The sequence below is a fragment of the Flavobacterium sp. KBS0721 genome (assembly GCF_002007065.3).
In the GTDB taxonomy this organism is placed as follows: Bacteria; Bacteroidota; Bacteroidia; order Flavobacteriales; family Flavobacteriaceae; genus Flavobacterium; species Flavobacterium piscis.
Genome location: NZ_CP042170.1, coordinates 4,991,848 through 5,017,290, shown reverse-complemented (window position 1 = coordinate 5,017,290; position 25,443 = coordinate 4,991,848). Strand labels below are relative to the sequence as shown.

Genomic DNA, 25,443 nt, shown 5'->3' with positions numbered 1-25,443 from the left:
TTTATTGATAATATCGCATGTTTTTCTTTAAAATTTATTCAATTAAAACCATTTTCTAGTAAAAAGATTAACTAATGTTTTTGGTGAAAGTGTGATAACGAATCGTATTTTTTCATTGTATTTGTTTTGAGAAATTTCCCATCCGTTATTTGAATAAACAGGAAAGTAAAGTTCAAAATAATCAGGAACAAGATTTAAACGAATTCCGCTATCATAAACAAAATTCTCACTTTGATGTTTGCTTTTCATAAAACCGATATCGCCGTAAACCTCAATCCAGTTCCAGATCGAGTAACTGGCGTTTAGTGCCGTCATCCATTGATTGGCGTAGGCTGGCGCTAGTTTTGACTTAAAACCACCTTCGGCCATAACATATTGCTGACTAAAAAATCCGGTGCTTTCTGATCGTCCGTAAAAATTATAATCGAACATATAATCTGTTGGGCGGTCTAAACCAAAACTAAAATAATCTGAATTTGTTGTGTTGTATAAAAAACTTCCGGCGTACAATCTCAAATTCAGTTTGTGATTGTTTTCGAATAATCTTCGATATTCAACTTCTCCGGCAATTTTTCCAAAGTTTCCACCAAACTGAACATCGGTCATAAAATTAAAGTGATCGATTAATTCGGTTTTGGTATTTGAATACCGGGCATTAAAAACAGAATAATTGGGTTCAGAATTATCTGTTATGTACTGACTTGCTTCACGTTTTACAATGACTTGTCGAAACGTAAAAAGTTGTTTTCTGTTGTCTCTAAAATTCTCTTCCCGAATTCTAAACTGAACCATCGGATTCAATCTTAAATAGGTTGCATCAGGCGCATAATGAAAATAATTTTGACTCACAGAATATCTAACATTATAGAGTGTACTGTTTCTGTAATATTGATTGTATACAAATGCTGACGAACCTGAAATTGTTCCTGCTTTAATAGAGTAAGCGGGATTAATATCAAAAGTAAAAGGTTTATCGAGAATAGTTTTGTTATGAAAACGTATTCCGGGCGTAAAACCATCATACAGATTGTAAGTAACTGTTGGGATGTACAAAATCTGGTTGTAATACGGATCTTCAAGATCTTTGGCAAAATTAAACTTGATGGGACGATTTGTTATCACCACACTTTTTAATGATTTCCAGTTGTTTCTTTGGTTGTATTCCGGAACTTCATTATCGTAGTTTAAGACAATTTTATCCGCATTTTTGCGGTCTACTTCATAAATAGAATCGGTGTTTTTAGGTTCAATCCATTTTTTAAAAACGACTTCATTTTTCTTAAGTCCGTAAACCGGAATAGGAACAAAATTGTTGGTTTTATTTTTGATCTGAAACTGAACGCTGTCTTTTGTTCTGTAAACATTAGAAAATTTGTAATCGATAATATCTCTCGAATCAATAATTGTATTAAAAAACCAATCGATATTTTTACGGCTGTTTTTGGTTAATATTTTTTCGAAATTATAGCGATTCGTTTGCTCTGTTTTATTCAGGTTATAAAATTCCTGTACGCTTTCGGGAACAATATCGTGATCCAGATAATCATCTAAATAACTCAGGCTTAATCCCGCACGATATTTACTGGCAATTTGTTCGTTGAATTTTATTAAAGTATTCTTTGGATCTCCAAGTGGCTGGTCAAGGTTTTTGCGAGCCATCAGCATATAATAATAGCTGTATTGCTCATTGAAAGTAAGATTGGTAATGTTGTAACTTTTAAAGAGTTTCATTTTAGAAAGTCTTCCAAGCATCTTTTGATCCAAATGATTTTCCTCCATATATTTCATCATGGCATAAATCTGAATCCCGTCATACACCCAATTGTCTTTTCGGGGATCTAAGCGCAAACTATTCTTTAAATAATTATTAAGATAGGTTTTTAAGAACGTAATTTCAAATATAAAATCATCAGAAAACGGACTAATAAATGACGGTAACTGATTCAGTCCATAAAACGGATTTCGGTCATAATCTACCTGCGAAACGGTGATTTTTTGATGCGGATATTTCCCTATAAAAGCACTGGCAAAATTCACTACTCTATTAATGATAATGGCTTTCTGAATTTCGCTAAGTTTTTTGTTTTTAAGATCACTGAGCACTTCCAGAGAACCATTGTCATAACTTGCAAAACTATTTTGTTTTTCGATAAACAAATTAAAATCAGTTCTGTTATTTCCGGAATAGGAGTAGGTTTTAAAGAGCGAATTCGTAGCGTCTTCTGATACCGAATTCAAATCGGTAGTAATCGCGTATTGGTTTGGGATTTTTATAGCAATTTCATAATCAACGCCTGCATTTGCAATGTCGTCCAGATTATAATTGTTAGATTTCGTAAAACGATGATTTTCAAATCGCGCCGGGCTCAGGAACCAGTTTTTTAAGTTCATTCCGCCATTTTGATCAAAGCCATAACGGGTGAATTTATCACTCGGAATTTTTGAAATATAAACCAGATGCAAATCGATTTTCTCACCAGGATATAATTTTCGATTCAGTTTTACAACCACAAAATCAGGATTCTTTTCCGTTCTTTCCCATTCAAGTGCCCTATTATCTGAATCGGTCAAATTCAAAATCGTAGTATTTCCTCTTTCTGCAGCTTTTGCCAGATGAAAACCGCGATAAAATTCATCCGAAAATCTTTTGGCTAATGGCGTATTCTTTCCAGAGAATGCATTGTTCCAATCGTTTAAAACAATCGAAATCAAAGAATCGTTAGACGTGTTGTAATAAGTAATATCCTGTTTTACGTTCAGTGTTTTAAGCTCGAGATTAACCGCCACCTCCATTTTAGACTGATGTTGTGCATATTGTTTTAATGAGCTCATTAAGACAAAAACGAAGAATATAACTTTATATAATAGTTTCAATGATGGCCTAGGATAATTAATATATAACTTAAGTTACGAGTGTTCGGTTGTTTTGGTTTTTTGTAAAAATAACATAAAAAAAGCTGTTAAAAAAAACAGCTTTAATTTTTTGTAAGATTTTATGATTATTTAACCCTTAAGTGATATAAGAAAATTTAAGTTTAATACTTTATGCGGCATTTTTAAATGAACTTATATCACTTATATGGTGAAAAAAATATTAGAAATTAGGACTTAAATCATATTTCTTGTAGAATTTATCCAATACATCAACTACTTCATCTTCAGTGTCAACGATCTTAAATAAGTTCAAATCTTCGGGACTAACGGTATGCATTTTTTCTACTAAAACCGTTTTTACCCATTCGATCAATCCTGACCAGAATTCAACGCCAACTAATATAATTGGGAATTTACCAATTTTTTTGGTTTGAATTAAGGTAATCGCTTCAAACATTTCATCAAGAGTTCCAAAACCTCCTGGCATTACCACAAAACCTTGAGAATATTTTACGAACATTACTTTTCTCACAAAGAAATAATCGAAATTCAGGTTTTTATCGTGATCGATATAAGGGTTAAAGTGTTGTTCAAAAGGCAATTCGATATTTAATCCCACCGAAATTCCGCCTCCTAAATGCGCACCTTTATTACCAGCTTCCATGATTCCGGGGCCACCTCCTGTGATCACACCGTAACCAGCTTTACTGATTTTGTAAGCAATTTTTTCTGCCAATAAATAGTATTTATCATCTGGTTTCGTTCTCGCCGAACCAAAAATAGATACACAAGGACCAATACGTCCCATGCTTTCGTAACCGTTTACAAACTCGGCCATGATTTTAAAAATCGCCCAGCTATCGTTTGTTCTAATTTCATTCCACGTTTTTTGTTTCAAACGGTCCTGAATTACTTTGTCCTCATCATTATCAAAATCTTCTAATCTCATTTTAGGTATTTTAATTATTTATATTTTTATTTTTAGCTGTGTCGTTTTTAAATTTTTATCCTGAGCGTAGTCGAAGGAGAAGGAGCTATTTCCTGCTGTCCACTGTATCTTTTATGGTGAACCCCACCATAAAAGGATGCCGCTCCCATCAGGGCTAGGTCACCAGTTTTCAATTGAAACATTGTTTTATAAAAAGAAAAATTCTTTCATTTAATACGTTTGTTCTTCAATTGACTTAGTAATATTGCTTTTAACTTTTCCGGTATGTTCTGTAGTTTTCGATTCAATCAGCATTATCGAACATTCCTCAACTGAAGAAACCCTGTGATTTACGCCTTTTTTTACAACGAATAAATCACCTTTTTTCATAGTGAATGATGGTTCGTTTTCAATTTCCATTAAAAGTTCACCGTCAACAATGTAAAATAATTCGTCTTCATTCTCGTGATTGTGCCAGGGAACTTCATGGCCTTTTATTTTAGCCACTTTAATATATTGATTGTTTACTTCGTCAATTATTTTGGGCGAAAAATATTTGTCAACGTTACCGAACTTTTCTTTTAGATTCATAGATTTTATATTAGTCTTTGCCAAAATCAATTTTTTTTTCAAAAACGGCTAGCTAAATTAAGTCTTTTTTTGAGAATTGCGACAGAAATGCACATTTATTAATTTAAATGTAACGTATGTTAAATCTTTTTTTTTGGTTTGTGATTCATTATCAAATGATTAATGAATTTTTATAAAAATGGATCTATCTCCATTTTTGTCATCCCCGAGGAACGAGGGATCTCCGCAAGAAACTCCTCAATCAAAATCCCCAATCTTTGTGTCGAGATGTTACCAATATTTCGTTCCTACGGAACTTGGTTGTGTGGACGCGTAATATTTTCAACGGATTAAAATCCGTTGCTACCAACATTTCGTTCCTTCGGAACTTTTATAATAAGTATGAAAAGAGTCTTAGGCTCGATTCACTTTGTAGCGAGGGATTTTAATCCGTCGAAAGATGAAGACATACAAAAAAGATTGGTAGCATCGACCAATTTTGTATGGATGGATTTTAATCCATCCGTACAAAGGTTTTACTCCAATTCCTTTTTCAAAAACTTCGCAGTATAGCTTTTTTTATTTTTCGCTACTTCTTCCGGAGTTCCTTTAGCGATCAATTGTCCACCGCCTTTTCCGCCTTCAGGACCAATATCAATAATATAATCAGCAAGTTTGATAACGTCCATATTATGTTCGATAACCAGAATTGTATTTCCTTTATCCACCAGTTTATTGATTACATCCATTAGAACGCGAATGTCTTCAAAATGCAAACCAGTTGTAGGTTCGTCTAAGATATAAAACGTATTTCCAGTATCTTTTTTAGACAATTCTCCGGCTAATTTGATACGCTGCGCTTCACCACCAGAAAGTGTTGTACTTTGCTGGCCAAGCGTGATATATCCTAAACCAACATCCTGAATGGTTTTTACTTTTCTATAAATCTTCGGGATGTTTTCAAAAAACGGAACGGCTTCATCAACCGTCATATTCAATACATCCGAAATTGATTTTCCTTTGTATCGAATCTCTAAAGTTTCTCTATTGAAACGTTTTCCCTGACAGGTTTCACATTCTACGTAAACATCCGGTAAAAAGTTCATTTCTATAGTTCTTACACCGGAACCTTCGCAGGTTTCGCAACGTCCGCCTTTTACATTAAAACTAAAACGTCCCGCTTTGTAACCACGAATCATGCTTTCGGAAGTCATGGTAAACAAGTTTCTGATTTCGGTAAAAACCTCTGTATAAGTTGCCGGGTTCGAACGTGGCGTTCTCCCAATCGGACTTTGATCGATATCAATAACTTTATCAATATGTTCAAGACCTTCAATCTTTTTATAAGGTTGCGGTTTTTTTACGCCATTAAAATAATACGCGTTCAAAATAGGGTAGAGCGTCTCGTTGATCAAAGTAGATTTTCCACTTCCTGAAACTCCTGTAACGCAAATCAATTGTCCTAAAGGCAATTCGATAGAAACGTTTTTAAGGTTGTTTCCGGTTGCTCCGGTTAGTTTTAAAAACTTTCCATTTCCTTTGCGACGCTCTTTCGGAATCTCTAATTTCATTTTACCATTCAAATATTGAGCAGTAATTGTATCTGATTTTAAAGTTTCAGCAGGAGTTCCAATGCTAATGATTTCTCCTCCGTATTTACCTGCTTTTGGTCCAATATCAATAACATAATCAGCACGTTCGATCATGTCTTTGTCGTGTTCAACGACAATAACTGAGTTTCCTATATCTCGTAATTGCTCTAAGGAATGAATTAGTTTTTCATTGTCTCTTTGGTGCAAACCAATACTTGGCTCGTCCAGAATATATAAAACACCAACCAATTGCGAACCAATTTGAGTTGCAAGACGAATACGTTGTGCTTCACCTCCCGAAAGTGATTTTGAACTTCGGCTTAAAGCCAAATAATTCAAACCAACATTCATAAGGAAATTCAAACGGTCTTTGATTTCTTTTACTACTTCTGACGCGATCAAAAGTTGTTTATCAGACAAATGTTTGTTTAAATCCTGAAACCAAACAGTCAGATCAGAAATATCCATATCGCATAATTCAACGATATTTTTTCCATTTATTTTAAAAAATAAAGCCTCTTTTTTCAAACGCGAACCATCACAAACGGGACAATTTACTTCATCCATAAAATCTTTTGCCCAACGTTTTATAGTGGTCGAAGAAGTTTCGTCAAACTGATTTTTGATGAAATGCGAGATTCCTTCAAAATCTATTTTATAATCGCGGGTAACTCCTAAATCTTTAGAATTGACAACGAATTTATCTTTTCCACCATGCAAAATCATGGTCATGGCTTCTTCCGGAATTTTCTCAATCGGGTCTGTTATCTTGAAACTGAATTTCTCTCCAATAACTTCCAATTGCTTAAAAATCCATGACGATTTATATTCACCAAGCGGAGCAAAACCTCCTGCTTTAATCGATAATTTCGGATTCGGAATAATCTTTTTTACGTTGATTTCGTGAACTGTTCCTAATCCGTTACAATGCGGGCAGGCTCCTTTTGGAGAGTTGAACGAGAATAAATTAGGCTCAGGATTTTGATACGAAATTCCCGTTGTAGGACACATTAAATTTCTACTGAAATAACGAACTTCATTCGTATCCTGATCTAAGATCATCAAAACATTTTCGCCATGATGCATAGCTGTATTGATACTTTCAGACAAACGTTTCTGATTGTCTTCGGTATCTTCGATCAACATTCTGTCGACTACAATTTCGATATCGTGCGTTTTATAACGGTCCAGTTTCATTCCTGAAACCAAATCCTGAACTTCGCCGTTTACACGAACTTTAAGGAAACCTTGTTTTGTAATTTGCTGGAATAACTCGGCATAATGACCTTTTCTGGCTCTAATAATCGGAGCGAGAATATTGATGCGTTTTCCTTTAAAATCCTGAATAATTAAGTCTTTAATTTGTTCATCAGAATACGAAACCATTTTTTCGCCGGTGTTGTAACTATAAGCGTCGGCACCACGAGCGTAAAGAAGTCTCAGGAAATCGTATATTTCTGTAATTGTCCCCACCGTAGAACGCGGACTTTTACTGGTTGTTTTTTGTTCGATCGCAATTACCGGCGAAAGACCATCGATTTTATCAACATCCGGACGTTCTAGACCGCCAAGAAACTGCCTGGCATAAGCGGAAAAAGTCTCCACATAACGACGTTGTCCCTCGGCATAAATGGTATCAAACGCCAAAGACGATTTTCCCGAACCTGATAAACCGGTAATAACCACCAGTTTTTCACGCGGAATAGAAATGTCTATATTTTTTAGATTATGAACTCTTGCACCAAGAACTTCAATAGTATTGTCTTTTTCTAACATAATTTTGAGCAAAACGCAAAGTTACCACTTTGATTTGTTCTTTTTGTGCTCGATAGCAAAACTTTATGTTACAATTAGTAACAAAATAACGTTAGTTTTTTTTGTGGTTTTTTTTAAAATTAGCATTTTTTCTAATTCAATTCTTTACGTAATATCTTCGTTCTTGCTCTTTTTTTTCTTTAATGCCTAATCATCGCAAGTACAAAAACAGCCACAATTGTTACATCCTCCACATTCCCAATTACACAACCATCCCTTACACTTCAGCTTTATTTTCTTTAATATTTTTTTCATTTTCTATTTTCTATCAATTAATCAAAAGTGACGTTTTTTAGTTTAGTTATTTCTATGTTTTCTTTTATTATAGTAAGTAAATCGTTATTTCAATTAATCGTTGTAATCATCAATTTGATCTCTCTCTGCAACTTCGTTAATATTAAATGTACTTTTTTTATCATCACGTATTTTATCTTTATAATAATTAATACCTCTGACAAATTCAGCAACATATATTTTCTTCAACTTATCATATTTGTTGGTACTGGTTATCCCATTATCTAATTCATCATCCGTCAATATATGAGGAACTGACAGATGGATTTCTAATTCATAAAGATCTTTTAAGTAAGAATTCCAATTATTATCACCAGCACCCCGATAAGTTATTATCTTATCTCTCAAGTGAGGAAGATTGAATTTAGCACTTTCAGAGTCATGATAGGCATCCATATATTCTTTATTACCGTTTCTATAATGATAGTCCACAGACCCACCGATACTATCCATTTTTTTATCAGCTTTGATAATTATTTCTTTTAGTCGTGCAATTTCTTCTCGTACTTTGGTATTTTCGGCAAATGTTCTTTCCTTACCAGTTGTACTGCGTAATATTATAATTGTATCTATTTTCTGCTCACCATTTACATATGTAGTATTTTTTAATTCTGCAAGTAGTTTCTTCTTTACACCTTCATTAGATAAACTGTCAATGACATTTTTATTGACTTCCTCAACTTTACTATATTTAGACATCGTTGCTAACCACAATCCTTTATCATGTGGCGACATTCTATTTAATTTATTAACCAATATGATTGATTCTTCACGTTTTTTATAATCTGGAAGGGATTCAAACCATTTCACGTAATTTTTTACTGTATTTTCATAAGAGGGCTGTGCCTTTTTCTTTGTCTGACTTTGTACTGATAATGCTAGTATTAAAATAAACCCTAATAGTATTTTTTTAATCATAATTTACTTTCTTTATAAAGATATTTTTTAATTTTTTACTCATTAATTAAATAGTAGTTAGATCAACAGATCATTTCAATTAATAAATGTTATCATTAGAAATTTTGTACCAAGCATGAGATGAAACAGATCCGCTAGAGCTAAATAGTCCGGGTTTACATCTTTGCGGTGTTAATGCTAATAGTAATCTTTGAAAGTCGTTTCTAATAATTCCGCATCGTCGACATTTATAAGTTGCCATATTTTTTAATTTATTAATTCCTTTCAAAAATAAATTATCACTCCTTTTCTAATTAATTTACTTTATAAAAGCATCCTTATTTAATTTGAAAGCATCTTTTTAGTTTATAAACGAAAAAAGCACTTGTCAAAACTTGACAAGTGCTTTTTGAATTATAAGTAGAAGAAATTAAACCAAAAGTAAAATAGTAACTATTGTACCATTATTTTCGGTAAAAGTAATTTCGATAGGATCTTTTAATTCCTGCAAAAGTGAAAGTCGCTCTTTTGTAAGCTGAATTCCTTTTGACTGATGTAGTTTATTTTTTTTTGAGGCCTTAATTCCTAATCCGTTATCGGTGATTTTACATTCTAAAATAGTTTCTGAAATCATTTTAAACGAAATGATCAATTGGGGAGCAACACTTGATTCATTAAAAGCATGAACAAAAACATTCTCTACAAAAGGCTGTAAAAGCATTGTTGGAATTTTGGTAAAACAAGTATCTACTTCTGGTGAAATTTGAATTTCGAAATCTAATCGATTATCAAAACGCATGTTCTCAATGTTAATGTAAGCCTGAAGATATTCTATTTCTTCATCAATAGTAATCTTTTGTTTTGATGAGTTTTCGAGTGTTTTACGAATTAACTTCGAAAATTCGCTAATATAAAGCAGTGAGTTTTCGATGTCGTTACTTATAATGAAATCCTGAATAGCGTTGATAGCATTAAAAGTAAAATGCGGATTCATTTGGCTCAGCAAGGCTTCGAGTTTGGTTTCGGCAATACGACGCTGAATAATCGTTTTTTCGTTGGATTTTCTTTTTATTCTAAGAAAAATAAATACGATTACTCCGGAAAAACAAGCAACAATTAATACAATAAACCACCAGCTTAACCAAAACGGAGGCTGAATATGAAGTTGTAAAATCGTAAAAACTTTTGATTTCCCTGCGTTCATATCAAAAACTTCAATAGCTACATTGTAGTTTCCGTAGGGCAGATAAGGTAAAAATAAATTGGTTTTTTCGCTATAAGGACTCCAGCGATTATTACTGTTTAGGCGGTATCTAAATTTTAATTTATTAGGAAAAGGGTGCCCCTTTGGAACAAAATCAATTGAAAAAGAATTGTGCTTGTAGTCTGAAATGAGTTGTTTTGAATTATAACTGAACCATCTGTAAGCCGAAGGTTGTAAAGGAATATTATTTATTGCAATTTTACTGATTCCAATTTCAGAAACGGTTAATTGCGCTGCAAGTAAACGGATTAAATCTATTGTATAAAAACCTTTTTGAGTTCCCAGCCATAATGTATTTTCGAAAATTTGAGAAGTAGTTATTCGGCAATCTTTGAGACCTTGTTCCTTGTCAATAAGTCGAATAATGCCATCTTTATAAATATTGATCCCTTTTTCTGTACCTATCAAAATGTAGTCTTTGTACGATTCAAGAAATAAAATAGTATTCCCAATAATTTGTTTTTTTGAAATCGTTTTAAGAATTCTGAATGATTTTGAATCATCGATTATAAAAACATCCCCAAATTCAGCTGCCAGAATAAGTTGCCCTTTGTTGTTTTTTGTAATGTGTTTGAACTTTTTTTCTTTCCAGATTCCATCAGACAAGTACGATCGGAACTGACCATTTTCATATACGTATAAACCATTAAAAACGGATAGAAGATAAGTTTTGTTTTTATTGGTTAAAATTTTTACAATGTATTGTGGCGTGTTTTTATTGAATTTTGAATAATGCGTATTTTCTAAGGTTTTTAAATTTTCGTACACCCGAACTCCTGCATAAGTTATGGTTTCTATTAATTTATCATCATAGCCAAAACCAATTTTTAAACTATGTTTGGGAAGGTAATTGACTATTTTATAATTTTTATCAATTTCAAAAATACCTATATTGCTGCTAATCCATAAAGAGTTTTGGTTTTTTACCATTTCATAAAACTCAATTTCATTTGTTGGAATGTCAAAATTTAATTCGAAATCCCTGGATTCTGCTGATTGTTTAGTTAGGATTTGTTTTCCTTTTCTAAAGAAAGTCATTTCAATTTTCTTAAAATCGTCTAGTGAAATAGAATTTGTAATTTCTTGTTTTGCATTAATGACTTTTAGGCCGGAAGTTTCCAGAATTATCTTTTGATTATTAAAATCTTCAAAATCTATAATGTATTTTGAACGGAAAGGATTATAATTAATGATTTCATCCAATCTTACCTGGTAGATTCCATTGTCATTCGAACCCACATAAAGTATGTCATTAAATTTATCATAGACAACATTCAGTAGAATTTTAGAATCAATTCCGTATGCAGCAGACACATCTGTCATCTTATCTTCTGCAATTGTATAAAGTCCTCCGTCAGGAGTATAAACGCCCCAAGCTGCTGCAAAAATGGTGTTTCTCTTGTCTTTTGCGAATTGCCAGACAAAAGATTTTCCAAAATCTTTAGAAGAGGTGTCTCCTTGTGAAATTTTATCAAAATCAAATTTATTAATATGGCTTTCGTTTCCGCTATAAAGTGTAGAACCAAAAAGTCCTAATGAATAGGAGTTTTTATGTAAGATAACGGGTTGGATTCGGGGAGTCGAAGACGATTCGTCAATTCTAAATAAACCTGCAAAAGTAGAAGTAAAATAGACTACACCATTATATTCCACGAAGGCTAAGGAAATAAAATCTTCTTTATGCTCGGGAACCTTAGGAGTAATTAGTTTGTTTGTTTTTATGTCAATTATAGAAACGCCTTGTTCTGTACCAACATAAATTTTATTTTTATAGGGGAAAACTTTTCTTGTTTTATTGGCTAAAAGCCCATCTTTCATAGTAAAAACAGTAAACTTTTTACCGTCGAATTTGCTTACGCCGCCACCATAACTGGCAAACCACATATTACCTTGTGTATCTTCTGTAATATCCCAACAACTGTTATGCCCTAAACCATTGCTTTCATCAATAGTCGTAAAGGTCCCGTTTTCCATTCTTGAAATACCATTTTCAGTTCCTATCCATAAAATGTTTTTAGAATCTAAAAATAATGACCGTACTGCATTATTAGGTAATCCATCTGAAGTGGTAAAGTTTCGCGATGGGAAATATTGACCTAAAGCAGAAGTTGTAATTAAAATGAAAAAGAGTTGTACAAAGATCTTATTTGGTAATGGCATCAATAAGCTCTTTTTTATTAAATGATTTATCCGAAACAGGAATTTTATCACCTGAAGTCATTTCGAGAAGAAACTCATCTGATTTAAAATTGACAACATATTCCCGGTTTATCAAATAACTTCGCTGTACTTTTAGGAAATTAGGAGAGGAAAGAAGTAATTCACAAGTTTCTTTGAATGATTTTGAAGTATAATGTTGTTTGTCTGTAGTGTGAATAAGAGTATACGAACCGTCTGACTTGCAAAAAATGATTTTGCTAACCTGCACTACCTCAAAGCCGGTTTTTGTGGGAAAAGCAATTTGCTGTTTTCCTGTAAATTGATTGGCTATGTTTTGAGAAAGTAGTTGGTAACGATTTAAACTGTTCTTTTTTTCTAAAACAAAATCGAGTCTGTCAATTGCAATTTTAAAATCTGAGACATCAATTGGTTTTAATAAATAATCTAAAGCACTGTTGCGAATCGCTTCGATAGCATATTCTTTATGAGCAGTTGTAAAGATAACTTCAAATGGAATACTCTCGAAATGAGTAAGCAATTCAAAACCGTTTTCATCCGGCATCTGAATATCCAGAAAAACAAGATTGGGTGCATTTTTTTTTATTGAAATTAAAGCTGCAGTAACCGAATTGCATTCATCAACTATTTCGATTTTATCTTCATAATATCGATTGCATAGTTTTTTTAAGAAACTGCGCGCATGTGACTCATCATCAACAATAATGGCTTTAATTTTCATAATAAACTTTGGTGGTATTTGGTTTTTGGAAAGAAAAGATAACGTTATTTCAGAATTTTGAAAACAGCTTTATTCGATTGTCATAGAGCGTAATTTAGTTCTGTAAGCCTCAAGTGCAATAGACTTAGAAATGAATCCAAAATATTTTCCGTTTCGTAAAACAGGAAGAAAAGCCGATTTTGATAGCTCGAATTTACTCATCACGATTTCCATGCTGTCATTTGATGAAATTGTAGCCAGAGGTGTTTTCATTACATCTTTAATCAAAGTATACTTAACGCGATAGTTATTGAAGATAATTTCCCGAATATCATTAAAATGAACTACACCAACTAAATCTTTTTCGTTGTCGACAACAGCAAAAACAACCTGATTCGAGTGCGAAATAAGATCGACCAGTTTACTTAAATTTTCATCAGGATGAACCGTTAAATAATCACATTGAATAATAGTGTCAATATCTAAAGTAGAAAGAATATTGGAGTCTTTATTGCTGGTAAAAGCGTGACCTTTTTTAGCCAGACCTTTTACATCAAGAGAATATTTTTCGAAACGTTTAGAAATAGCAAAACTTATCGAAGAAACAATCATAAGCGGAATCATCAAACTGTAACCTCCGGTAATTTCGGCGATTAAGAAAATGGCAGTAAGCGGTGCATGAAATAATCCGCTCAGGATACCGGCCATTCCAACCATGGTAAAATTGCTGATTGGTAATTTTGATAAACCAATAAGGCTGATGAATTTCGAGAAAAAGTAACCTAAGTAAGATCCTAAAAATAGGGAAGGAGCAAAATTCCCTCCGTTACCACCACTTCCTAGAGTCAATCCTGAAGCGAATACCTTTACCATCATCGTGCATCCTACAAAAAGAAGCAACACCCATTGATTATTTCTAAAATCAGCAAACAAAGTATTGTCTAATATATGTCCCGGATCACTTTCAGATAAGGTTTTGATACTTTCGTAACCCTCTCCAAAAAGTGTTGGAAATATAAAAATAAGTAATGCCAATAATGAAGAACCAATTAAGGCTTTTCTGTACGGACCCACTTTTAAATGTGAAAAATAATGTTCGACTCTTTGAAAATTTCGAGCGTAATAAACGGCTATAAAACCGGTCAAAATTCCTAACAGAACATAAAAAGGAATATTATGATAGTTAAAAGCTTCTTGTTTTTTAAACGATAATAAAATAGTTTCATCCAAAACGATAGCAGAAACCAAAGCACCGGTAGCGGCAGAAATCATAATAGGCGTAAACGCAGAAATGCTTACATCGACTAATAAAACTTCTATAGCAAAAAGAACTCCAGCAATTGGAGCATTAAAAGCTGCAGAAATTCCCGCTGCAACTCCACATCCAATAAGTAAGGTTCTGTCTTTATAAGGTAATTTATAGTTTTGGGCAAAATTTGATCCAAACGCTGCTCCTGTAATTACAATAGGACTCTCTAAACCGGCAGAACCTCCTAAACCAACCGTAAGGGAAGAGGTAACGATTTGAGCATACATCTGCTTTTTCGGAATAATACTGGCTTTTTTTGCCACAGCATATAAAATCTGAGAAGTTCCTTTTTCGATGCTTCCGTTAAGAACTCTTTTTACCACAAAAACAGTCAGCACGATTCCGACAATTGGAAGTATACTGTTAATGAAACTTAGTTTTAAAATACCGTTGATGTAAGTCGCAAAAGAGAAAACACTATGAGCAAAGGTTTTAAGAACAATTACCGCCAAAGAGCAGGAAACACCAATTAAAACACTTGATAAAAAAATAAATTGCTTTGGAGTCATTAATGATTGTGCCAAAGCGATGATGCTTTCGAGTCTTCTGAAATATTTTTTTAGCATTCTGTTTGTAAAAGTTAGGTAAACTACAAATTTAGATGATAATGTTTAATTTTAAATAGAAATCTGTAATTAAATTAAAAACCAACTGCTGTATCGTCTCCTCGGGAATCTGCGCCACCTTCGAGAGTGTTGTTTGGTAAAACTAATATACAGTCTAATTTACCAATTACCGGAGTTGTTTTTTCGTTGATTAAATATCCTTTTGCTTTTAGTTTGTCGATAGTGTTTTTATCAAAAGCATTGGGTTCAAAAGTAATTAAGTCCGGTAACCATTGGTGGTGAAAACGCGGAGCATTTACAGCATCCTGCATGCTTAAATTGTATTCGTAAACATTTAAAATGGCTTGTAATACACTTGTAATAATCGTTGATCCTCCAGGAGAACCTACAACCATAAATAATTTACCGTTTTTCTCCACAATTGTTGGAGTCATTGAGCTTAACATTCTTTTTTGTGGCGCGATGCTGTTGGCTTCATTTCCTACCAGACCAAACATATTTGGAGAACCCGGTTTGGCACTAAAATCATCCATTTCATTATTCAAAAAGAAACCCAATTCATCACAATAATATTTAGATCCGTAACCATCGTTAAGCGTTGTTGTGGCTGCAACGGCATTTCCTTGCGCATCAACAATCGAATAATGAGTGGTTTCGGTGCTTTCATTAAAATTTACTTTTCCTTCTTTTATTTCGGATGATAAACTGGCTTTTTTTGTATCGAAAGTTGACATTCTGCCTTTTAAATACGAGTCAGATAACAATCCGTTAATCGGAATTTTTACAAAATCAGGATCTCCTAAAAATTGGCTTCTATCGGCATAAGCTCTTCTTTCGGCTTCAACAATTACCTGAATCGATTCTTCAGAGTTATGTCCCATTTTGGCTAAATCATAAGGAGCAATCATCTTCATGATTTGTGCCAGACAGATTCCGCCGCTGCTAGGAGGTGCCATCGAAGTTATTTTTAAATCTTTGTAATTAAATTGTAATGGCTTTCTCCATTTTGCTTCGTATTTTTCTAAATCTTTAAGGGTTATAATTCCGCCTTTTTTCTGAAGATAATTCACTAAGATTTTAGCCGTTTCACCTTTATAAAATTCGTTTCTTCCATTTTTTGCAATGCGTTTCAAAGTATTGGCAAGAGCAGGATATTTGATGGTGTCATTTTCTTTAAAATTACCGGCCAATAATGTAGTAGGACCATTTATTTTTACAATCGCATCATGATAAGCCTGCAGTCTTTTTTCTTGTTTTTGGGTTACGACAACACCTTTTTCTGCCAAGGCAATAACAGGTTTTAGAATTTCAGACATAGGCAGAGAACCTAGTTTTTTATGAACCGCAAAAACTCCGGCAATAGTTCCCGGAACACCAATAGCAAGAGCAGTTTCGGTACTTTTGCCTTTTATAACATTTCCTTTTTTATCCAGAAACATGTCTTTTGTTGCTGCCAAAGGCGCTTTTTCGCGATAATCTAAAGATCCCACTTCGCCATTCGCTTTTCTGTAAACCATAAATCCGCCACCACCTAAATTTCCTGCGTACGGATATGCAACCGCAAGTGCCAGTTCTGTGGCGACCATGGCATCAAATGCATTTCCGCCTTTTTGAATAATTTCGGCACCGACTTTTGAGGCTTCCTGGCGCGCCGAAACGACCATCGCTTTTGCAGCTACTAATCCGGTTGGTTTTGGAGTTTGCTGGCTAAAACTATATATAGATATAAAGTTTAATAAAAAAACTATTTTTTTCATAAAAAGAGAATCGTGTTTTGTTTTTATAAAATCTGATTGATTTTATAGAGAGTGTAATTTTTGTTTTGCATGTGTTCGGATATCTTCAAAAAAGAGGGTGAATTCCTGTTCGAATTCAGAGTAGAATGCTACAAGTTCCTCGCTTGCAAACTGCATCTTTGACAGGTTCTTAGATCTTCTATCCATTTGAGTCAGGATGTTATGAATTCCTTCTACGGTTTGATAACTCAAAAGCCAGTTTCTTTCGATCATGTAAGGCATTAAACCTTGTGTTTTTTCGGTCAGAATATCATAATTTTCATGTAATGATTGGTAAAATCGATTAATGAAATCTTCGAGTTTTTCATCAGAATATTTTGTCCAGTTTTTGGCCAGGAAATGATCATAAATGATATCAACAATCACACCTGCATAATGATGGTATTTTTCATGCAGACGTTTGGTGCTTTGTCTAAAAACATCATGGGCATCCGTATAAGTATCTATCGAACGATGTAAAATAATACCTTTTTGAACTTCATCAGGAAAATGTTCAAATTGTTTCCCTCGAATTCCATCGGCCATAAAATTACCAATTTTGATTAAATCATTATCTCCGGACAAATAGATGTGGGCTAGGAAATTCATTGTTTTTTTTTGAGTGGCTAAGGTTCTAAGTGGCTAAGAAACTAAGTTTGTTTTAGTAAAAGTATGAAAACTTTTTGATATCGTTTTATTGAATGATGCAGCTTAGAAGGCTTGTGCTATTAAAGTATCATCAACTTAGTTTCTTAGCAACTTAAAGACTTTTTATAGGATCTCGGAACCTTAGCAACTTAGCACCTTAGAACCTTTTTTTTAAATTCTTAGCCACTTAGTCACTAAGAACCTTAGTAACTTTTCTATATTTGTAATTGGTAACCATAACTCATAAAAATGACTTTAATAAAATCGATATCAGGAATAAGAGGAACAATTGGTGGAAAAGTAGGAGATAACCTGACTCCTGTTGATGCTGTAAAATTTGCATCGGCATACGGTACTTTTCTTAAAAACAATACTTCAAAAGAAAAACTAACGGTTGTAATTGGTCGTGATGCCAGAATTTCGGGACCAATGATTCATAATCTTGTTGTGAATACATTAATAGGTTTAGGAATTAATGTAATTGATCTTGGACTTTCTACAACGCCAACGGTAGAAGTGGCTGTTCCTTTAGAAAAAGCTGATGGTGGAATTATCCTGACAGCTTCTCATAATCCAAAACAATGGAATGCCTTAAAATTATTGAATGCAAAAGGAGAATTTTTAAGTGGAGAAGAAGGCGCTAAAATTCTTGAAATTGCCGATGCTGAAGCTTTCGATTTCTCGGATGTGGACAGTTTAGGCGAAATCACCGTAAATGATGCCTACATGGATATTCATATCGACGAGGTGCTGAATTTACCTTTAGTTGATGTTGAAGCAGTAAAAGCAGCAAAATTTAAAGTAGTGGTTGATGGAGTAAACTCTTCAGGAGGAATTATTATTCCAAAATTATTAGAATTAATGGGCGTTGAAGTAGTAAAATTATACTGCGAACCAAACGGACATTTCCCTCATAATCCGGAACCATTAAAAGAACATTTAACAGATATTTCTGAATTGGTAGTAAAAGAAAAAGCCGATATGGGAGTAGTAGTTGATCCGGACGTAGATCGTTTGGCTTTTATTTGCGAAGACGGAGAAATGTTTGGGGAAGAATATACATTAGTGGCTTGCGCGGATTATGTTCTGAGTAAAACTGCAGGAAATACAGTTTCGAACATGTCATCATCACGTGCTTTGCGTGACGTAACTGTAGCTCATGGCGGAAAATATGAAGCCAGCGCAGTTGGAGAAGTAAACGTAGTAGCATTAATGAAGAAAAACAATGCTATTATTGGTGGCGAAGGTAACGGTGGAATTATTTACCCAGAATCTCATTACGGACGCGATAGTTTGGTAGGAGTGGCGTTGTTCCTGACTCATTTGGCCAACAAAAAAATATCAGTTTCGGCATTGCGTGCTTCATATCCTGAATATTATATGAGTAAAAACAAAATCGAATTAACACCACAAATTGATGTTGATGCGATTTTAGTAGCCATGACAGAAAAATATAAAAACGAAGATATCACAACGATTGATGGTGTGAAAATTGATTTTGCTACAGAATGGGTTCATTTAAGAAAATCAAATACAGAACCAATCATCAGAATTTATACTGAAGCTCCTTCACAGGATAAAGCAGATGTTTTGGCTCTTCGAATTATAGATGAAATAAAAGCCATTGCGGGAATTTAAATGCTTGAAACGGGTAGATTTAACCGCAAAGTACGCAAAGGTTTTTTAATATTGAGTTTTTATAAAAGGCAAAGTTCGCAAAGCTTTGTGTTATAAACTTTGCGAACCTTGCGTAAATCATTGCGAACTTTGCGGTTAAAATGAGCAGTTATTAAAAGAAAACCTCTTTCATTTATTTTGAAAGAGGTTTTTCTTTTTTTAGTTTTTAATAATCTTAATAGATTTTTTAACTGAGCCATAAACTGCATTTATAATATAAACTCCTGTCGATAATTTATCTCCAATTTTAATATCTTCATTCGTAAAATAATCGTCTGAAGCATAACAAATACTCCCTTTCATATCGACTATTTTTAAAGATAAAGGCTCCGTAATCGATGATTTTATATGAAGTGTCGATTGTATTTTTATTGGATTTGGATATACTGTAAAAGAATCTTTTTCGAATGCAGGATCATTAACACCCAGACTAGCTATTGCAGCATCTATATAATTAAAATTCATATTGTTTGATTTGAATTTAATTTTCAGATAAACTTCGCCTTTAGGCAAGGCGATACCTTTTACAATTTTGTTGGTATAGGTTTGCAAACCACCAGTTGCATCAAATGTTTCATCTGTTTTAATCACGACATCATTTACTAAAACATCAAATTTACCCTGGTTTGTGGAGGCTACTCTAAAAGAAAAATTATAGCTTCCTGCTTGATCAGTATTTAACATAAATTCATTCCAATCGCCCTGGTCAATAGCGCTTACATTTTGACCCGTTCCGGAATCTGTAGTATTTTGCAGGCTCGTTCCTTTTCTTCGGTAATGTTTATTGGCGGTTATTCTGCCTGGAACGTTCATTTTTTTTGAGGTGTAAGTGGCATTTACATATTCGGTTCCTATTGGTCTTAGAACACCACTTTCAGGAGCTAATAAAGGACCTTCTGCCATGTCTAGCCAATCGGCAGGAACTCTTCCGGTAAACCATGAATAGCGATAGATGTCCGGATCGTTTTCAAAATTTGTTATGATTTCTTTCATAAATGCCGTTTTTTGAGCTGCAGTCTGAACCACTCTGTTGGCAAATTCAGTCACCCAAATGGGGCGGTTGTATTTTTTAAGAAGACTAGTAACGCCAATAACATCGCCAGAGGTTCTGTCATAAGTATGAAAGGCAATGTAATCGACTTTGCAAGTTGGGCATAAAAGAAAAAACTGATCGTGCCACGCAGTCGGACTGCTGTAACCTCCATAACTATTATTTGGGTCATTAAAAGCTGGTGATGCACTTACTATTTCCAGATTTTTTGCAACAGCTATTTTTTCAATATTCTTCCAGAAATTTACAGCATCTTGCGGAGTCATTCGCGCGCCATCATTAAAATTAGGTTCATTAAAAGCGAGCAAATATTTGGCACCGGGTTTTATTCGGTCAATAAAAGCCTGAACATTGTTATCGCTGATCTGATTCCATGCCATGGGTACATATTCGACACCAATAGAAGTATAATTGGCGTTTGTATCCTTTTCAGGCAAAGAACCCCAGTTGTACCACCATGAAACTCCTGGTTTCAGGGCAAGTAAATCAGCTGTCGAATGATCTTTGTAAGCTATTCCGCGTTTAGGACTTTGAGCGTGAGTGAGGATTGAAAAACAGAGTAGGAGTAAGAAAGATATTTTTTTTGTCATAGTTTGATAATTTAGATTTGGGAAAATTTTATCAATATCAAATATATGCCGTTTATCTCGTTTCTCATTTTGATTCTGCGATAAAAAAATATTACAAAAACCCATCAAAAACATGCTGTAGATATATGAGATAAATGAATTTCTTGTTTTGGATAGTTTTCAAAAAAAAATCCAAAAAAGTAATGGTTGCCTTTTTGGATTTTTATTTTAATTAAAACAGTTATTCAACTCTATGCTTCCATCTTTTATGTGTCCATAAATAATATTCTGGAGCTTCATAAATTTGTTTTTCTACCTCTTTTAAGTACTTTTCTGTTATGTCGAAATTTGGATATTCTTTAGGGTCGTCTGCTATGGGTACAATCGTAGCCTCATAATAGCCGCGAGCTACTTTTTTTACTTTTACAAAAATCACACTCAAATCATATTTTTTAGCCAGCATTTCTGCACCTGTATGAACAGGAACTTCTATCCCCATGAATTTCATCGAATGAAAAATTCGGTCTAATTTTGGAGACTGATCACTTGCTAACCCGTAGAGGCTTAAAATTCCGTCACGCTGATTTTGTGCCATTAGCGGAATGGTTTTTCTTGTTTCGACTAATTCTGCATCGTATTTAGAACGTATTTTTCGAATTAATTTATCAAAATAGGGATTAGCAATTTTTTTGTAAACACCAATTCCTCTAAATTTAATTCTCTTATTAATGGTCAAAAGCCATTCCCAACTCGCGTAATGAGAAGCGACTAAAACAACACTTTTCCCTTTATTTTCATAGGCACGAAGAACTTCGATATTAGTAATTTTAAATCTTTTCTCCATTTCTTCTGGCGAAATACTCATCGTTTTGATCATTTCTAAAAACATATCACACATATGCTGATAGAATTTTTTTTCAATTTTTTTACGTTCTTCTTTACTTAAGTGCGGCAGTGTAAGTTCAAGATTTTCGCGAACCACTTTTATACGATAACCAATAACACGATATACAATAAAGTATACACAATCTGATAACCAGTAAAATATTCGAAATGGGAGTATAGAGATAAGCCAAAGAAAAGGATAGGCTAATATATAAACGAGAAATTGCATGTAATTTTTTTTTACAAATATAAAGTAAAAATGAATAACCGTTGATATTTTGCTTTGACACTAACATATGTTTAAGAATGACTATATTTACAATTCACATTAAATATTTTTTATGAATACCATTTTAGTTGGGATAATAGTCGCCAATGCTTTGATTAGTTATAAAGGATTTAACGATCTTGCCTTTTTTAGAAAATACGAATTTCATGTAGGAAGTATCCGTTCAGGAGAGCAAATCAGAATGCTTTCGTCAGGATTTTTACATGCAGATATTATGCATTTAGCTTTTAATATGCTAACGTTATGGTTTTTTGCTCCTGTAGTAATACAATGGTTGGGGACTTTTTCTTTTGTTTTAATTTACTTCGGAAGTTTAATATTCGGGAGTTTGCTTACAATGTTATTTCATAAAAATGATTATAGTTATAGAGCTGTTGGCGCTTCTGGAGCGGTAACGGGAGTTTTATATTCTGCAATATTATTACAGCCTGATATGATGTTAGGAATTTTCTTCGTTATACCAATGCCGGCTTATTTATTCGGAATTTTATATTTATTGTATTCGATTTACGGAATGCGTGCCAAAAATGACAATATTGGACACACGGCACATTTTGGAGGTGCTATAGGGGGGTATTTGATAACTTTGGTAAAAGAGCCTTCATTAATTGTAGATCATAGTTTGATGGTAATTCTGTTAGCAATTCCTATTTTGATACTTTTTGTAATGGCAAAGTTGGGCAAACTATAAATATTGGCACAACTTTTGAAATTCCATTATCAAACAATTTAAATATCACAAAAATGAAGAAAGCAGTATTATTTTTAACAATCATGTTTATGACTATGTCTTACGCTCAGGAAACCAAACAAATTCCTCAAATCAATGTAAACGGAGAGGGCAAAGTAAAAGTAGCGCCTGATCAGGTTTGTATTTCGGCAACTGTTGAAACAAAAGGGAATAATGCTAAAGATGTCAAAAAGCAAAATGACGAGAAAATTGATGCAGTTTTAAAATTCATCAAAAAAATGAATATTCCAACAGCAGATTTCAAAACCAAGCAAGTAGCCCTTAATCCACAATACGATTATGAGAAAAAGAAAACAAGTTACAATGCTACACAAACTGTAGAAATTGTAGTTAAAGATTTATCTAAGTATGATGAATTAATGGAAGGTTTGGTTCAACAAGGAATTAATCGCATTGACAGAGTTTCTTTTGAAACTTCTAAATTAGCTCAAATAGAAACAGAAGCTAGAAAATTGGCAATCAAAGATGCTAAATTAAAAGCAGAAGATTATGTTTCGGTTTTAGGACAAAAAGTTGGTAAAGCATATACTATTTCTGATAATACTCAGGTGTACCGTCCACAACCAATGTATGCTGCTATGAAATCAGTAGCTATGGATTCAGCTGGTGCATCAAACGAAACTTTGGCAATTGGAGAAATAGAAGTGGTTGCAAATGTTAGCGTGAGTTTTATTTTAGATTAATAAAATATAAATTTCAATTTTGAAAATCCAAATTCCAATTCTAAAATTGGGATTTGGATTTTTTTCTGTTTTTTACTTTTTGAATTTGGTTTGATAAACTTATGCTTTTAGACCGGCTGTTAGTTTTAAACTAGAGTTTTCATTATTTTTGCACTTTTAAAAAATCTTCATGAATTCTTCTGTAAAAGCCATCCATCCTATTTATAATCTACAATTTGGATTAGTCTGTTTAAGTTCATTACTTTTTTCTGCCAGTTTTAATATGCTGATTCCTGAATTGCCGGAATATTTGAGCAATATGGGAGGAGCAGAGTATAAAGGATTAATTATTGCTCTTTTTACCTTAACAGCAGGAATTTCCAGACCTTTTAGTGGTCGGTTAACCGATACTTTGGGCAGAGTACCAGTAATGGCAGTTGGTTCTATTGTTTGTTTTGTCTGCGGTATTTTATATCCGGTTTTAGGAACAGTTTCCGGATTTTTATTCTTGAGATTAATTCACGGATTTTCTACTGGATTCAAACCTACAGCTACTGCGGCCTATGTTGCAGATATTGTCCCAAGAGAACGCTGGGGTGAAGCTTTAGGTTTGCATGGATTGTGCTTTTCTATAGGAATGGCTCTTGGTCCGGCTATTGGAAGTTCAATTAAATTGTATTCTTCTATGAATATGCTTTTTTATGCTTCTTCTGTTTTTGCGCTTCTGTCTATTGTTATTCTGATGAATATGAAGGAAACTTTGAAACATAAACAGCGTTTTAGCCTGCGTATTTTAAAAATTTCACGAAAAGACATTATAGCTTTAGAAGTTCTTCCCGCAGCTATAGTGACTTTTCTTTCTTATATGGCTTATGGTGTTATCCTGACATTAATTCCGGATTGGAGCCAGCATTTAGGAATTGCTAACAAAGGCTTGTTCTTTATGGTCTTTACTATTACGTCAGTAATGATTCGTTTTGGAGCAGGAAAAGCGTCTGACAAGTACGGCCGCCTTCGTTTGATAGCAATTGGACTCTTTTTATTAATTATATCCTTAGTGATTGTTGGGTTTTCAACATCAATTGCCGGATTTTTGGCCGGAGCGGCATTATATGGAGTTTCTACGGGGATCGTATCTCCGGCTTTAAATGCCTGGACAGTTGATATGAGTTTTCCGGAACATCGTGGCAAGGCTATGGCAACAATGTATATTGCATTGGAAGCAGGAATTGGTCTTGGTGCACTTTTCGCCGGATGGGTTTATCAGGATGTGATTGCAAAAATTCCAATGTTGATGTACGCCAGCGCAATAATGGTTTTCTTATCCTTATCGTATGTTTGGATTCAATTTAGGAAAGATAAAAAAAGCAATTTTTCACAGCAATTGTAAGCTGGTATTTAAATTGTTTACTTATAGGTATCGTTATGATAGGAACTAAGTCAAGATTTTTATTATATAGCCTGATAGTTTCAAAGACTATCGGATTTATTTTTTGCACCTATATATATAAGGAGAAGTTTCTGCTATAATATATAAGAGCAATTTTCACATAAACTAGCTTTTATTGGAATTTGGAATTTTAAAGATTTGGAATTTTAGTTTTTATTAGGAGCTATTTCCCGCTGTCCTTCCAATCTTTTGCTTTTTAAAGAAAAAAGCAAAAGGATTTTCCCTCCCATCGGGGCTAGGGCAGTAGTTTTGAGAATAAAAATTAGTAATAAGAAGAAAGAAACTGCCCCAAAAGAATAAACTTTGCGACTTAGCGCCCGATAACTATCGGGATTGCGCGATTAAAAAAAAACAGTAAAAACCCCAACTTTGCTGACTTTTTCAAAACAAAGCCAACAAAAAAAGAAACCTTCGCGCCTTAGCGCCTTCGTGGCAAAACTCATTAAAACCACCCAAAACAGGCAAAACCCAATAAAAGCAGCCAAAGATCAAAAAAACTTCGCCTTGTAAAAACCGTCAAACCAACGACTTATAAAAAAGATGGAAAATATATAATAAAAAGTCTTGTAAATGTAAATAAAGGGTCTACTTTTGCACCCGCAACAGCGACAGACGTTCTTTAAAATACTGACAAGCATTACGAATCAAACTGAAAATTTATTTTCAAAAAAAGATTAAAAAAAGCTTGTGAGATTTAAA

The 25,443-nt window shown here is 33.6% G+C and carries 16 protein-coding genes; 4 read left to right on the top strand and 12 right to left on the bottom strand.

Going from position 1 to position 25,443, the window contains the following annotated elements; genetic code table 11:
- Nucleotides 1-42: 42 nt before the first annotated feature.
- From B0M43_RS20910 to B0M43_RS20865, 10 genes are all read right to left on the bottom strand, one after another.
- Complete coding sequence (locus tag B0M43_RS20910) at nt 43-2,793, bottom strand: aminopeptidase (RefSeq protein ID WP_078006101.1); 2,751 nt, start codon at nt 2,791-2,793, stop codon at nt 43-45.
- 301 nt (nt 2,794-3,094) lie between these two features.
- Complete coding sequence (locus B0M43_RS20905) at nt 3,095-3,823, bottom strand: TIGR00730 family Rossman fold protein (RefSeq protein ID WP_065448388.1); 729 nt, start codon at nt 3,821-3,823, stop codon at nt 3,095-3,097.
- A 210-nt stretch (nt 3,824-4,033) separates the two neighbouring features.
- The gene (locus B0M43_RS20900; protein WP_078006099.1) at nt 4,034-4,393 is read right to left on the bottom strand and encodes a cupin domain-containing protein; all 360 of its coding nucleotides are present in this window, start codon (nt 4,391-4,393) and stop codon (nt 4,034-4,036) included.
- 515 nt (nt 4,394-4,908) lie between these two features.
- The gene (uvrA, locus tag B0M43_RS20895) at nt 4,909-7,740 is read right to left on the bottom strand and encodes an excinuclease ABC subunit UvrA (protein WP_078005247.1); all 2,832 of its coding nucleotides are present in this window, start codon (nt 7,738-7,740) and stop codon (nt 4,909-4,911) included.
- 387 nt (nt 7,741-8,127) lie between these two features.
- Nucleotides 8,128-8,991 carry a hypothetical protein gene (locus B0M43_RS20890; protein ID WP_078005246.1) on the bottom strand — a complete coding sequence of 288 codons (864 nt, stop codon included), beginning with the start codon at nt 8,989-8,991 and terminating at the stop codon, nt 8,128-8,130.
- A 409-nt stretch (nt 8,992-9,400) separates the two neighbouring features.
- A complete protein-coding gene (locus tag B0M43_RS20885; RefSeq protein WP_078005245.1) occupies nt 9,401-12,394 on the bottom strand; it encodes a histidine kinase in 2,994 nt (997 codons plus the stop codon).
- Nucleotides 12,378-13,133 (bottom strand): LytTR family DNA-binding domain-containing protein, encoded by a 756-nt coding sequence (locus B0M43_RS20880; protein WP_078005244.1) that lies wholly within the window; start codon nt 13,131-13,133, stop codon nt 12,378-12,380. Before B0M43_RS20880 ends, B0M43_RS20885 begins: the two co-directional genes overlap by 17 nt.
- Nucleotides 13,134-13,202: 69 nt before the next feature.
- Complete coding sequence (locus tag B0M43_RS20875) at nt 13,203-14,987, bottom strand: chloride channel protein (protein ID WP_065448397.1); 1,785 nt, start codon at nt 14,985-14,987, stop codon at nt 13,203-13,205.
- A gap of 74 nt (nt 14,988-15,061) precedes the next feature.
- Nucleotides 15,062-16,744 carry a gamma-glutamyltransferase gene (ggt, locus tag B0M43_RS20870; RefSeq protein WP_078005243.1) on the bottom strand — a complete coding sequence of 561 codons (1,683 nt, stop codon included), beginning with the start codon at nt 16,742-16,744 and terminating at the stop codon, nt 15,062-15,064.
- A 42-nt stretch (nt 16,745-16,786) separates the two neighbouring features.
- Complete coding sequence (locus B0M43_RS20865; RefSeq protein ID WP_078005242.1) at nt 16,787-17,371, bottom strand: ACP phosphodiesterase; 585 nt, start codon at nt 17,369-17,371, stop codon at nt 16,787-16,789.
- Between the two features lie 288 nt (nt 17,372-17,659).
- On the opposite strand from B0M43_RS20865, the gene glmM reads away from it, so the two are divergent.
- Nucleotides 17,660-19,048 carry a phosphoglucosamine mutase gene (glmM, locus tag B0M43_RS20860; protein ID WP_078005241.1) on the top strand — a complete coding sequence of 463 codons (1,389 nt, stop codon included), beginning with the start codon at nt 17,660-17,662 and terminating at the stop codon, nt 19,046-19,048.
- A 198-nt stretch (nt 19,049-19,246) separates the two neighbouring features.
- Here glmM and B0M43_RS20855 read toward each other — a convergent pair whose 3' ends face one another.
- Nucleotides 19,247-20,728: a glycosyl hydrolase gene (locus tag B0M43_RS20855; RefSeq protein WP_168199970.1), complete on the bottom strand. Its 1,482-nt coding sequence runs from the start codon at nt 20,726-20,728 to the stop codon at nt 19,247-19,249.
- A gap of 220 nt (nt 20,729-20,948) precedes the next feature.
- Complete coding sequence (locus B0M43_RS20850) at nt 20,949-21,821, bottom strand: lysophospholipid acyltransferase family protein (protein WP_065448403.1); 873 nt, start codon at nt 21,819-21,821, stop codon at nt 20,949-20,951.
- 112 nt (nt 21,822-21,933) lie between these two features.
- On the opposite strand from B0M43_RS20850, the gene B0M43_RS20845 reads away from it, so the two are divergent.
- From B0M43_RS20845 to B0M43_RS20835, 3 genes are all read left to right on the top strand, one after another.
- On the top strand, nt 21,934-22,572 hold the full coding sequence (locus B0M43_RS20845) for a rhomboid family intramembrane serine protease (RefSeq protein ID WP_065448404.1): 639 nt from the start codon (nt 21,934-21,936) through the stop codon (nt 22,570-22,572).
- Nucleotides 22,573-22,625: 53 nt separating this feature from the next.
- A complete protein-coding gene (locus tag B0M43_RS20840) occupies nt 22,626-23,315 on the top strand; it encodes an SIMPL domain-containing protein (RefSeq protein WP_065448405.1) in 690 nt (229 codons plus the stop codon).
- 169 nt (nt 23,316-23,484) lie between these two features.
- Nucleotides 23,485-24,684, top strand: a complete 1,200-nt coding sequence (locus B0M43_RS20835) for an MFS transporter (RefSeq protein ID WP_078005238.1) — start codon at nt 23,485-23,487, stop codon at nt 24,682-24,684.
- Nucleotides 24,685-25,443 lie beyond the last annotated feature (759 nt).